Source organism: Pseudomonas sp. S1(2024), assembly GCF_046557535.1.
The window spans coordinates 55,454-68,100 of the sequence record NZ_JBKGFP010000011.1 but is presented as its reverse complement, the minus strand read 5'-3'; the positions used below and the strand labels follow the sequence as shown (position 1 = coordinate 68,100).

General features: G+C 63.5%; 10 protein-coding genes. 4 read left to right on the top strand and 6 right to left on the bottom strand.

Annotated elements, in window-relative coordinates; translation table 11 throughout:
• Positions 1-218 precede the first annotated feature (218 nt).
• Genes ACLCGK_RS06085 through ACLCGK_RS06075 form a run of 3 tightly spaced genes read left to right on the top strand, consistent with a single transcriptional unit; the run spans position 219 to position 5,009 of the window.
• A complete protein-coding gene (locus ACLCGK_RS06085) occupies positions 219-1,178 on the top strand; it encodes an HlyD family secretion protein (RefSeq protein ID WP_410951501.1) in 960 nt (319 codons plus the stop codon).
• Positions 1,175-3,895: a ribosome-associated ATPase/putative transporter RbbA gene (gene rbbA, locus ACLCGK_RS06080; protein WP_410951500.1), complete on the top strand. Its 2,721-nt coding sequence runs from the start codon at positions 1,175-1,177 to the stop codon at positions 3,893-3,895. The genes ACLCGK_RS06085 and rbbA overlap by 4 nt, the downstream gene beginning before the upstream one ends.
• 1 nt (position 3,896) lies before the next feature.
• Positions 3,897-5,009 carry an ABC transporter permease gene (locus ACLCGK_RS06075; protein ID WP_410951499.1) on the top strand — a complete coding sequence of 371 codons (1,113 nt, stop codon included), beginning with the start codon at positions 3,897-3,899 and terminating at the stop codon, positions 5,007-5,009.
• Positions 5,010-5,207: 198 nt separating this feature from the next.
• Here ACLCGK_RS06075 and ACLCGK_RS06070 read toward each other — a convergent pair whose 3' ends face one another.
• Positions 5,208-5,612: a flagellar basal body-associated protein FliL gene (locus ACLCGK_RS06070; RefSeq protein ID WP_003259380.1), complete on the bottom strand. Its 405-nt coding sequence runs from the start codon at positions 5,610-5,612 to the stop codon at positions 5,208-5,210.
• 169 nt (positions 5,613-5,781) lie between these two features.
• On the opposite strand from ACLCGK_RS06070, the gene ACLCGK_RS06065 reads away from it, so the two are divergent.
• A complete protein-coding gene (locus ACLCGK_RS06065) occupies positions 5,782-6,759 on the top strand; it encodes an NADPH:quinone oxidoreductase family protein (protein WP_238067063.1) in 978 nt (325 codons plus the stop codon).
• Positions 6,760-6,891: 132 nt separating this feature from the next.
• Here ACLCGK_RS06065 and ACLCGK_RS06060 read toward each other — a convergent pair whose 3' ends face one another.
• The 5 genes from ACLCGK_RS06060 to trxA form a co-directional block, all read right to left on the bottom strand.
• Complete coding sequence (locus ACLCGK_RS06060; RefSeq protein ID WP_410951498.1) at positions 6,892-7,542, bottom strand: gamma-glutamylcyclotransferase; 651 nt, start codon at positions 7,540-7,542, stop codon at positions 6,892-6,894.
• 245 nt (positions 7,543-7,787) lie between these two features.
• The gene (locus tag ACLCGK_RS06055; RefSeq protein WP_013974732.1) at positions 7,788-8,756 is read right to left on the bottom strand and encodes a CDP-6-deoxy-delta-3,4-glucoseen reductase; all 969 of its coding nucleotides are present in this window, start codon (positions 8,754-8,756) and stop codon (positions 7,788-7,790) included.
• Positions 8,756-10,222: a 4-hydroxy-3-polyprenylbenzoate decarboxylase gene (gene ubiD, locus ACLCGK_RS06050; RefSeq protein WP_013974733.1), complete on the bottom strand. Its 1,467-nt coding sequence runs from the start codon at positions 10,220-10,222 to the stop codon at positions 8,756-8,758. Before ubiD ends, ACLCGK_RS06055 begins: the two co-directional genes overlap by 1 nt.
• 219 nt (positions 10,223-10,441) lie before the next feature.
• A complete protein-coding gene (gene rho / locus ACLCGK_RS06045; RefSeq protein ID WP_003253661.1) occupies positions 10,442-11,701 on the bottom strand; it encodes a transcription termination factor Rho in 1,260 nt (419 codons plus the stop codon).
• 374 nt (positions 11,702-12,075) lie between these two features.
• The gene (gene trxA / locus ACLCGK_RS06040; protein ID WP_063424113.1) at positions 12,076-12,402 is read right to left on the bottom strand and encodes a thioredoxin TrxA; all 327 of its coding nucleotides are present in this window, start codon (positions 12,400-12,402) and stop codon (positions 12,076-12,078) included.
• Between the last annotated feature and the right edge of the window lie 245 nt (positions 12,403-12,647).

The following is a 12,647-nucleotide window of genomic DNA, read 5'->3' as shown; positions in this document are numbered from 1 at the left end:
GAGGGCCAAAACAAAAGGGGACCCCCTTGGGACCCATCGCAGACAAGCCAGCTCCCACCCCGACTGCATAGACCTCAAGCCATGCGCTGCCCCTGTGGGAGCTGGCTTGCCGGCGATGGGCTGCGAAGCAGCCCCTGTCATGGGCTTGACCGATATCAACACGCTACGCATGGCCGCGGACCATGATGCAGTGTGCATGACCGCAAGGATGCAGACCGATGAACCGATACGCCCCCAGGATCTTCGCCACCGCGCTGATCGCCCTACTCGCAGCAGCCGGTGGGCTAGGGTACTGGAAGTCGATCCACGACCAGTTGCCCGAAGGCCTGAGCATGGGCAACGGCCGCCTGGAAGCCACCGAAGTGCAGATCGCCAGCAAAATCCCTGGCCGCCTGGCCGAGGTGCTGGTCGACGAAGGTGACAAGGTGTCTCGCGGCCAACTGCTGGCGCGCATCGACACCCGTACCATGGAAGCCCAGCGCAGCCAGGCCGAAGCCGAAGTGCTGCGCGCCCGGGAAAACTACGCCGCCGCCCAGGCCAGCGTGCAGCTGCGCCAAAGTGAACTGCTGCTGGCCAGCCAGGAGCTCAAGCGCGTGCGTGAGATCTTCCAACGCAAATACGCTAGCCAGCAATTGCTCGACCAACAGCAGGCGCGCTTCGACACAGCCAACGCCGCCGTGGTCGCCGCCCGCGCCCAACTGGCGGCGATCAAGGCCGCCATCGGCGCCGCCGAGGCCCAGGTAGCGCAGCTCACCAGCGAAATCGACGACAGCAGTCTGCGCGCACCGATCAACGGCATCATCCAGCTGCGCCTGGCCGAGCCCGGTGAAGTGCTGGGTGCCGGCGGCCGCGTGCTGATGTTGATCGACGCCAGCGACCAGTACATGAACCTTTACCTGCCCGCCTCCACCAGCGGCCGGCTGACCGTCGGCGACCAGGCACGGATCGTGCTCGACGCCCTGCCCGAGCGGGCGCTGCCGGCGAAGGTGGCCTTTGTCGCGGCCAAGGCCCAGTTCACCCCCAAGCAGGTGGAAACCCGCGACGAGCGGCAGAAGCTGGTGTTCCGGGTCAAGCTGCGCCTGACCGACCCGGGCGCCGTGCCGCAGGCCAAGCCGGGCATGCCAGGCGCCGGCTATGTACGCACGGCTGAGGTGGACTGGCCGGCCAACCTGCAATGAACGCCCCGGCACTGCTGGCCGAGGGTATCAGCCATCGCTACGGCGACCTGGTGGCCCTGCATCCCCTCGGGTTCAGCCTGCCGGCGGGCACCCGTTGCGCGCTGATCGGCCCTGACGGGGCTGGCAAATCGACCCTGCTGGGGCTGATCGCCGGCGTCAAGCGCCTGCAACAGGGCGAACTGCAGGTGCTGGGTGGCTCGATCCGCCAGCGGCGCCATCGCGGGGCGCTATACCCGAAAGTGGCGTTCATGCCGCAGGGGCTGGGCAACAACCTGTATCCAGAGCTGTCGATCAGCGAGAACATTCGCTTTTTCGCCACCCTGTTCGGCCTCGGCCGTCGCGAATGCGAACAGCGAATGGCCAACCTGCTACAGGCCACCGACCTGCAGCGCTTTGCCGAGCGCCCGGCGGGCAAACTGTCGGGCGGCATGAAGCAGAAGCTTGGCCTGTGCTGCGCGCTGATCCACGAGCCGGACCTGCTGATCCTCGACGAGCCGACCACCGGCGTCGACCCGCTGTCACGGCGGCGCTTCTGGGAGCTGGTCGAACAGGTGCGTGCACAGCGCCCGCAACTGACCCTGCTGGTGGCCACCGCCTACATGGAGGAGGCCGAACAGTTCGAGCATTGCCTGATGCTCGATGGCGGCCGCCTGCTGGCCGCCGGCCCCAGCCATGAGCTGGCCGCGGTCACCCCCAGCGGCAAGCTGGACGACGCCTTCACTCACTACCAGGGCGCGGGCAAGGCACAACACCCTCCGCTCATCATCCCGCCGCGCTTGGCCGCTGACAGCCCGGTCGCCATCGAGGCCCACGACCTGACCCTGCGCTTTGGCGATTTCACTGCCGTGAACAAGGTCAGCTTCGCCATTGGCCGCGGGGAGATCTTCGGCTTCCTGGGCTCCAACGGCTGCGGCAAGACCACCACCATGAAAGTGCTCACCGGCCTGATGCCGGCCAGCGAAGGCAGCGCCAGCCTGCTCGGCCGCCCGGTGGATGCCAGTGACCTGGCCACGCGCAAACGGGTCGGTTTCATGTCGCAGAGTTTTTCGTTGTATGGCGAGCTGAGCACCCGGCAGAACCTCACTCTGCATGCACGCCTGTTCGACCTGCCCAAGGCCGAGAGCGCCCAGCGCATCGACGAGCTGATCGAGCGCTTCGACCTGGTTGCCATCGCCGACCAGCCATCCGGCGCCCTGCCCCTCGGCCTGCGCCAGCGCCTGTCACTGGCGGTGGCGGTGCTGCACCGCCCGGAAGTGCTGATCCTCGACGAACCCACCTCCGGCGTCGACCCGGCTGCCCGTGACGACTTCTGGCGCCTGCTGGTGGAGCTGTCACGCGAGCAGGGCGTGACCATTTTCCTTTCTACCCACTTCATGAACGAAGCCCAACGCTGCGACCGCATCTCGCTGATGCATGCAGGCCGGGTGCTGGCCTGCGACACGCCGGGAGCCCTGCAACGCCAGTATCAGGGCAACACCCTGGAAGATGCGTTCGTACGCTGCCTGGAACAGGCTCAGGAACTGGCGCCGCAAGCCACCGACAACGCCGTGCTGGAGCAGACCGCCACGCCTGCGCCGGCGCTGCGCCAGGGTTTCAGCCTGCGTCGCCTGCTGGCGGTGGCCAGCCGTGAGGGCAAGGAGCTGCTGCGCGACAAGGTGCGCCTGGCCTTCGCCCTGCTGGGGGCGATGTTCATGATGGTGATCTTCGGCTATGGCATTTCACTGGATGTGGAAAACCTCGCCTTCGCCGTACACGACCAGGACCAGAGCCCGCAAAGCCGGGCCTACCTCGAAGCCTTCCGTGGTTCACGCTATTTCGCCGAACAGGCGCCCATCCGCGACACCCGCGAAATGCACCAGCGCCTGCAGCGCTCGGAAATCAAACTGGCACTGGAAATTCCACCTGGCTTCGGCCGCGACCTCTACGCCGGGCGTCAACCGGTGGTGGCCGCCTGGCTCGATGGCGGTATGCCGTTCCGCGCCGAAACCAGCCGCAATTACGTGGAAGCCGTGCACCAGGCCAACCTCGAGCAACTGGCCAAAGCCAGCCCACAGCCGCAGCCGCGCCAGGACCTGGTGCGCCTGGAAACCCGTTTTCGCTACAACCAGGATGTGGTCAGCGTGAACGCCATCGGCCCTGGGGTAATGGCGCTGATCCTGGCCTTCATCCCGGCCATGCTCACCGCGCTGGGTATCGTCCGCGAGAAAGAGCTCGGCTCCATCACCAACTTCTACGCCACACCCCTCACCCGCCTGGAGTTTCTGCTCGGCAAGCAGATGCCCTATCTGGCCGTGAGCCTGGTCAACCTGGCGTTGCTGGTGGCGATGAACCGCTGGCTGTTCGCCGTGCCGCTCAAGGGCAGCGTGCTGGCCCTGGCCTGTGGCGGCGTCGCCTACCTGCTGGCGACCACCAGCCTGGGCCTGCTGATCTCGGCCTTCACCCGCACCCAGATCGCCGCCATCCTGGGCACCATGATCATCACCAGCTTGCCGACCATCCAGTTTTCCGGGCTGATCGTGCCACGCTCGTCGCTGGACGGCGCGGCGGCGGTGATGGGCCAACTGTTCCCGGCGGGCTACTTCCTCGATATCGCGGTCGGCACCTTCACCAAGGCGCTGGGACTGCGCGAGCTGTGGCCGCAGTGCCTGATCCTGCTCAGCTTTTTTGCCGTGTTCACCGGCCTGAGCCTGGCCATGCTGAAGAAGCAGGAGGCCTGATATGTCACGCCTGAACCACACCCTGCGTCTTGGCCTGAAAGAGCTGACCAGCCTGCGCCATGACAGCGTGCTACTGCTGTTCCTGCTGTATGCCTTCAGCGTGGCCATTTACATGCCAGCAGCCGGCTCGGTGATCGGCGTGCACAACGCCAGTGTCGCGATGGTGGACGAAGACCACAGCCTGCTATCGCGCAAGCTTGGTGAAGCCCTGCAACCACCCGAGTTCCAGCCCGCCGTGCCACTGGCCCCGCAGCGTCTGGACCAGGCCATGGACAGCGGCCAGTACACCTTCGTGATCAACGTGCCGGTGAACTTCCAGAGCGACCTGCTGGCCGGGCGCTCGCCGGAACTGCAGATCTATGTCGACGCCACGGCCATGAGCCAGGCGTTCATGGGTGCCGGCTACATCGGCCGCATCTTCGAACGCGAGTTGCTCGACTACAGCCAGCGCAGCAACACACAGAGCCCGGTGTTAATAAACGCCAAGGCTCTGTTCAACCCCAACCTGGAGGGCGGCTGGTTCCTGGCGGTGATCCAGATCGTCAACAACATCACCATACTGGCGATCATCCTCACCGGCACCGCGTTGCTGCGCGAGCGCGAGCACGGCACCCTCGACCACCTGCTGGTGCTACCGCTGACCGCGCTGGAAATCATGCTGGCGAAGATTGCCAGCAACGCGCTGGTAGTGGTGATCTGTACCTGGATTTCGCTGGTGGTGGTGGTCAAGGGCGCGCTTGGCGTGCCGCTGTCCGGTTCGATGGGCCTGTTCCTGGCCGTGACGGCGCTGTACCTGTTCGCCAGTACCGCACTGGGCATCTTCCTCGCCACCCTGGCGCGCTCGACGCCACAATTCGGCCTGCTGGCAATCCCGGTGATCATCCCGATGCTGTTGCTGTCCGGCGGCAGCACACCGCTGGACAGCATGCCGCAGTGGCTGCAGTGGGTGATGCAAGGGTCGCCGTCGACGCACTTTGTCAGCCTTGGCGCCGCAATCCTGTTCCGTGATGCCGGCTGGACGGTGGTGTGGCCGGACATCCTGGCGCTGGCTGTGATCGGGCTGGTGTTCTTCGGCGTGGCGCTGGCGCGGTTTCGCCGAAGCCTGGCGTCCTGAGCAAAACCCAAGACCACTTGCCCGGTTCAAATATAAGAGTCTGCGCGATCCCTGTGGGAGCGGGCACGCCCGCGAACACCGGCGAAGCCGGTGCCACTCACCGCGCCGCCTGCTTCGCGGGCTTGCCCGCTCCCACAGGTCCCTGCCAGGCCATTGAAAGTAGATTCCACCCGAAGCGCGTCAACTCGAACGAGCGGATCACTGCACGATCAGGTTATTGAACAGCAGGTCTTCAACGATCGGTTTGCCCTCTTCGGCTTCCATCACCTGCTGCACCTGTTTCAGCGCTTCCTGGCGAAGATGCTCCTTGGCCTCGACGTTGCTCATGCTGTCCACCGACTGTTGGGTGAACAGCGCCACCAGCTGGTTGCGGATCAGCGGCTCGTGGTGCTTCACCGCCTTGGCGGCTTCGTCGCCGGTCACGCGCAGGGCCACGTCGGCCTTGTACACGCGCAGCCGCGGGCTACCGTCGAGGGCGTAGTTGCCCACAAAGGGCGGACTCAGGCTGATGTAGGCGACTTTCGGCGCCCCTTCCTTGGCTTCCTCGCCCATGGCCGCAGCCGGCAGCAGCAGCGCCAGCACCATCAAGATCCACGCTTTCAAGAATTCGCTCCTCAATACAGTTGGTGCCAGCTTACCCAGCATGCCGCTCAAACCCAAGCCCGTGCTTGTGCCGCCACTTATGCCTGCACATCAGGGTGCCCCATGCTCGTTGACCGGGCAGGCGGCCCTCCTACACTTATCGGCCACGACCCGCAAAGGAATAGCCCCGATGAAAGCTGTGTTGTGCAAAACCCTGGGCCCGGCGCGCGACCTGGTGCTGGAAGAGGTAGCCAGCCCGGTGCCGAAGAAAAACGAGATCCTGCTGGATGTGCAGGCCGCCGGGGTCAACTTCCCCGACACCCTGATCATCGAAGGCAAGTACCAGTTCCAGCCACCGTTGCCGTTCTCCCCCGGCGGCGAGGCAGCGGGCGTGGTGGCCGCAGTCGGGGAAAAGGCCGGCGCATTCAAGGTCGGTGACCGGGTCATGGCGCTGACCGGCTGGGGTGCATTCGCCGAGCAGGTGGCGGTACCGCTCTACAATGTGTTGCCGATCCCGGCGAGCATGGACTTCACCACTGCCGCGGCATTCGGCATGACCTACGGCACCTCCATGCACGCCCTGCGCCAGCGCGGCCAGTTGCAGGCGGGCGAGACCCTGTTGGTGCTGGGTGCGTCCGGCGGGGTCGGCCTGGCGGCGGTGGAGATCGGCAAGGCCATGGGCGCGCGGGTGATCGCGGCCGCCAGCAGTGCGGAAAAACTGGCCGTGGCCAAGGCAGCCGGCGCGGATGAACTGATCGACTACAGCCAGGCCAGCCTGCGTGACGAGATCAAGCGCCTGACCGGTGGCCAGGGCGTAGACGTGATCTACGACCCGGTGGGTGGCGAGTTGTTCGAGCAGGCCGTGCGCGGGCTGGCCTGGAATGGCCGGTTGCTGGTGGTGGGCTTTGCCAGCGGGACCATCCCGCAGCTGGCGGCCAACCTGGTGTTGCTCAAGGGTGCGGCGGTGCTCGGGGTATTCTGGGGGGCGTTTGCCCAGCGTCAGCCGGAGGACAATGCGGCCAACTTCCGACAGCTGTTTGCATGGCATGCCGAAGGCAAGTTGAAGCCGCTGGTGTCGCAGACTTATCCACTGGCTGAGGCAGGGGCTGCCATTGAAAAGTTGGGGCAGCGTCAGGCTGTGGGTAAGTTGGTGGTGCTGGCCAGGTAAGGATTGAGAAATCTTTTGCCTGTCAGGGCCCTATCGCCGGCAAGCCGGCTCCCACAGGATCTCCACAGCGTCCAAGGCCAGTGGAGTACCTGTGGGAGCGGGCGTGCCCGCGAAGAGGCTGGTGCAGGCCAATCAGACTTCGCGCAGGTTATGGCAGCGCCTGAAACGCGCCTCCAGGTTGCGATCGGGCATCTGGTGGCTGCGCAGGGCATTCAGGGTCTGCTCGACATAATCACGCGTGGTGCCATAGCGCCCCTTGGCACTGGCCAGGATCTGGCTTAGCAGGGTGTCCGGCAGGTTCCCGGCATAGCACGGCAAATGCCGCTCCAGCACGAAGCCCAGGGCCTGCACCTTGCTGCCATCATCCAACCGGCAGCTGAGCCAGTGCGGCCGGTACGCCGGGTACGGCATCTCGCGCTGCCACAAGGCCATCAGCGAATCGTCCAGGCAGCTGTCATCCAGCCGATAGGCAAAACCGCTGCAGGAGCCACCACGGTCCAGGCCGAACACCAGGCCAGGGGTTTCCGGGGTGCCACGGTGCTCATGCGACCACAGGTACAAGCCACGGTGGTAACCATGCACCCGCGCGCGTTGGCGTTCCACCGAGTTGCACTCCGGTCGCCAGATCAAGGAACCATAGGCGAACAGCCACACCGGCCCACCCTGATGGCGAGACATGGTTGTCTTCATGGAATTGAACAACTGTTCGCGAGTATGTTGCTGACCGAAGTCGAGTGTCGGTGGATATGAAACTTCCCAGGACATACTTTCAAGTGCCGACATAAGCTGCCGCCATTATCCCTGTGAACTACGGATGTAGCGAGATTCGATTACGATGCGCCCCCAGCCTCTGTACCAAGGGCGCTTGCAGTAACCATAGGACAGAAGTGCAGGAATACTCAAGCCCTCGCGCCAGAGTTTCATCCGCGCTCCCGACGACTGGAAAGTACTGTTTCGGCAACTGTGAAAGTTATTAGCCAAGGCGGTAACAATTACCGCCTTATACCCATAATTTCAAACTTCGGTTATTAGCCGCGTGGTGCGTAGGCAAACACATCGGCGCGCATACGGTGCGCATCCATCCCGGCTTCGACCAGGGCGTCGAGAGTGGCATAGATCATGTTCGGCGAGCCGCTGGCATATACATGCACGCTGTTGAGATCGGCGATGTCTTCGCAGACCGCCTCATGCAGCATGCCGCAACGGCCTTCCCAACCGCACAGGTCGCTGACCACCTGGTGCAAGAACAGGTTGGGCAGGCGCTGCCATTCGTCCCAGTGCTCGATCTGGTAGAAGTCCTCGGGCCGACGCACGCCCCAGTACAGGTGCACCGGGTGCTTGAAACCCTGTGCCCGGCAATGCTCGACCAGGCTGTGCATCTGGCCCATGCCGGTGCCAGCAGCGATCAACACCAGCGGCCCATCGGGCAACTCGGCCAGGTGGGTGTCACCGAACGGCATTTCAATGCGCGCCAGGCCGTCGCGCTTGAGCTGCTCGATAAGTTGCAGCGCACTGGGCTCGCGCGCCAGCACATGCAGCTCCAGCTCGCGCCCGGCATGGGGTGCGGAAGCCAGCGAAAACGCCGCCTGCTTGCCGCCTTCGCGCTCGATCATCAGGTACTGCCCCGCGTGGTAGCGCGGCGGCCTGCCAGCCGGCGCGCGCAACCGCACGCGCCAGACGTCGCCACCGACCTCGACGCACTCACTGACACTGCACGCCAGTTTGCGCACCGGCAGCTCGCCAAGGGCGAGCACACCATCCCAGAGCAACACGCAGTCCTCCAGCGGTTCGGCAATGCAGGTGAACAGCTCGCCATGGTCGCGGACTTCGCCGTCCTGGCGTACCCGGCCTTCGACCAACAACGCGGCGCAGACATGGCAATTGCCATTGCGGCAGCTGTTCGGGCAGTCATAGCCCAGCCGCCGCGCTCCATCCAGGATCCGTTCCCCGGGTTCGAGCGCCAGCACCGCCCCGGACGGCTGCAACGTTACCTGCATCAATCTATTCCCAACTGATCCCACAGCTCATCGATACGGCGGGTGACGGCTTCGTCCTTGACGATGACCCGTCCCCATTCGCGTGTAGTCTCGCCCGGCCACTTGTGCGTGGCGTCCAGGCCCATCTTCGACCCCAGCCCGGATACCGGCGACGCGAAGTCCAGGTAGTCGATCGGGGTGTTGTCGATCATCACCGTATCACGCTTGGGGTCCATGCGTGTGGTGATGGCCCAGATCACGTCATTCCAGTCACGGGCATTGATATCGTCATCGGTGACAATAACGAACTTGGTGTACATGAACTGTCGCAGGAACGACCACACACCCAGCATCACGCGCTTCGCGTGGCCCGGGTACTGCTTCTTCATGGTCACCACCGCCATGCGATACGAGCAGCCTTCCGGTGGCAGATAGAAATCGACGATTTCCGGGAACTGCTTCTGCAGGATCGGCACAAACACTTCGTTCAGCGCCACGCCGAGGATCGCCGGCTCATCTGGCGGCCGGCCGGTGTAGGTGCTGTGGTAGATCGGTTTCTGCCGATGGGTGATGCGCTCCACGGTGAACACCGGGAAGCTGTCCACTTCGTTGTAGTAGCCGGTGTGGTCGCCATACGGGCCTTCCGGGGCCATTTCGCCCGGGTGGATCACGCCTTCCAGGATGATTTCGGCGGTGGCCGGTACCTGCAGGTTGCTGCCCCGGCACTTGACCAGTTCGGTGCGGTTGCCACGCAGCAGGCCGGCGAAGGCATACTCGGAGAGGGTGTCCGGCACCGGGGTCACGGCGCCGAGGATGGTGGCCGGGTCGGCGCCCAGGGCCACGGCGACCGGGAACGGCTGGCCAGGGTTCTTCTCACACCATTCGCGGTAGTCCAGGGCGCCGCCACGGTGGCTGAGCCAGCGCATGATGACCTTGTTGCGGCCGATAACCTGCTGGCGGTAGATGCCCAGGTTCTGACGGTCCTTGTTCGGGCCGCGGGTGACGGTAAGGCCCCAGGTGATCAGCGGTGCCACGTCGCCCGGCCAGCAGTGCTGGATTGGCAGAGCGCCGAGGTCGACGTCATCACCCTCGATGACCACTTCCTGACACACCGCGTCCTTGACCACTTTCGGCGCCATCGACACGACTTTCTTGAAGATCGGAAGCTTGGACCAGGCATCCTTCAGACCCTTCGGCGGCTCGGGCTCCTTGAGGAAGGCCAGCAGCTTGCCGATTTCCCGCAGTTCATCGACCGACTCGGCACCCATGCCCATGGCCACACGTTCCGGGGTGCCGAACAGGTTGCCCAGCACCGGGATGTCGAAGCCGGTGGGCTTTTCGAACAGCAATGCAGGGCCCTTGGCACGCAAGGTGCGGTCGCAGACCTCGGTCATTTCCAGGACGGGGGAGATCGGAACCTGGATGCGCTTGAGCTCGCCGCGCTGTTCCAGGCCACGGATGAAGTCGCGCAAGTCGCGATACTGCATGCAGAAGCCTCATGTTGGCCGTATCGGTCGGGGGTGCAGAGTGTAGCGCCGTTCAGTACCCAATGGCCAAAAATGACTTGGGGCCGCTTCGCGCCCCATCGCCGGCAAGCCAGCTCCCACAGAGTCCGCACAAGCTTCAAGAGCTGTACAGTACCTGTGGGAGCTGGCTTGCCGGCGATGGGCTGCGAAGCAGCCCCAATCAAATCCGGCCTGAAACGCTTACTTGCGCTTCATCGACAGGAAGAACTCGTCGTTGGTCTTGGTCTGCTTGAGCTTGTCGACCAGGAACTCAATGGCGGCGATTTCGTCCATCGGGTGCAGCAACTTGCGCAGGATCCACATGCGCTGCAGCTCGTCGTCGGCAGTCAGCAGCTCTTCGCGGCGGGTACCGGAGCGGTTGATGTTGATGGCCGGGAACACGCGCTTCTCGGCGATGCGGCGGTCCAGAGGCAGCTCCATGTTGCCGGTGCCCTTGAACTCTTCGTAGATCACTTCGTCCATCTTCGAGCCGGTTTCGACCAGCGCCGTAGCGATGATGGTCAGCGAACCGCCTTCCTCGATGTTACGCGCGGCGCCGAAGAAGCGCTTCGGCTTCTCCAGGGCGTGGGCGTCGACACCACCGGTCAGTACCTTGCCGGAGCTCGGGATCACGGTGTTGTAGGCACGCGCCAGACGGGTGATGGAGTCCAGCAGGATGACCACATCCTTCTTGTGCTCGACCAGGCGCTTGGCCTTCTCGATTACCATTTCGGCAACCTGCACGTGGCGGGTTGGCGGCTCGTCGAAGGTGGAGGCAACCACTTCGCCGCGCACGGTGCGCTGCATTTCGGTCACTTCTTCCGGGCGCTCGTCGATCAGCAGGACGATCAAGTGGCACTCGGGGTTGTTACGGGTGATGTTGGCCGCGATGTTCTGCAGCATGATCGTCTTGCCCGCTTTCGGCGGAGCAACGATCAGGCCACGCTGACCTTTGCCGATCGGGGCGCACAGGTCGATGACGCGCCCGGTCAGGTCTTCGGTGGAGCCGTTACCGGCTTCCATCTTCAGGCGCTTGTTCGGGAACAGCGGCGTCAGGTTTTCGAACAGGATCTTGTTCTTCGCGTTTTCCGGGCGGTCGAAGTTGATGGTGTCGACCTTCAGCAGGGCGAAGTAACGCTCCCCTTCCTTCGGCGGGCGGATCTTGCCGACGATGGTGTCGCCGGTACGCAGGTTGAAGCGGCGGATCTGGCTGGGCGAGACGTAGATATCGTCAGGGCCGGCCAGGTAGGACGCATCAGCCGAACGCAGGAAACCGAAACCATCCTGGAGAATCTCCAGCACGCCGTCACCCGAGATCTCTTCGCCGCTTTTCGCGTGCTTCTTCAGCAGGGCGAAAATCACGTCCTGTTTGCGCGAACGGGCCATGTTTTCGATGCCCATCTGTTCGGCCATTTCCAAAAGATCGGTAATCGGCTTTTGCTTGAGTTCAGTCAGGTTCATAAGGGGAATGACGTAATCATGTAAGAAGGGAGAATTAAGCTTCTGGCTTAATGAGGCCGCGCCGCTAGATGGCGACAAGATCGCGTACTGATTCGAATTAGGGATGCTTCGGCGACGGCGTGTAGAGGGCACTGGAGAAGCAGTGCGAGGCCGAATGTAACACTTGCTTTTTTCTGCGTCTAGTGGTTTTGCCCTGCCATTTTCAGCTGCAACACACCTGTCTGTAGGAGCGGCCTTGTGCTGCGAAGAGGCCATCAGCCGCAGCGACAACGTCAGCCTTACCGGCCCTTTCGCAGCACAAGGCTGCTCCTACATGGGCAAGACTGCCTTTGCAGAGGCAAAAAAAACCCCGCATCTGCGGGGCTTTTTTTACATCACAGGTGGGCGTCGAGGAACGCGGCCAGCTGCGATTTGGACAGGGCGCCGACCTTGGTGGCTTCGACGTTGCCGTTCTTGAACAGCATAAGCGTCGGGATACCACGCACGCCGTGCTTGGCCGGGGTTTCCTGGTTCTCGTCGATGTTCAGCTTGGCGACGGTCAGCTTGCCCTCGTAGGTGGTAGCGATGTCGTCCAGAACCGGAGCGATCATCTTGCATGGGCCGCACCATTCAGCCCAGTAGTCGACCAGCACCGGGCCTTGAGCCTGCAGTACGTCGGCTTCGAAGCTGGCGTCGGTGACGTGTTTGATTTTGTCGCTCATGGAAATCTCCAAGGTCGTAAGCAATAAAAAACGTTGCCCATCATAGCCGCACCCGTCTCCTACAGGAAGCCGCGGACGATTGAGTGTAACTATAGTTGTGCAAGACGCCACGAATCGAAACTGTCATACAAACGTCATAGCATCGAATGGCACATTGCCTTGCATCAAGGCCAGCTCAACGGCTGTGTACCACGCGTTGGCGACAGCCTGCTATCGTGGCACGATTGCCGGGTTAACGACCGAGA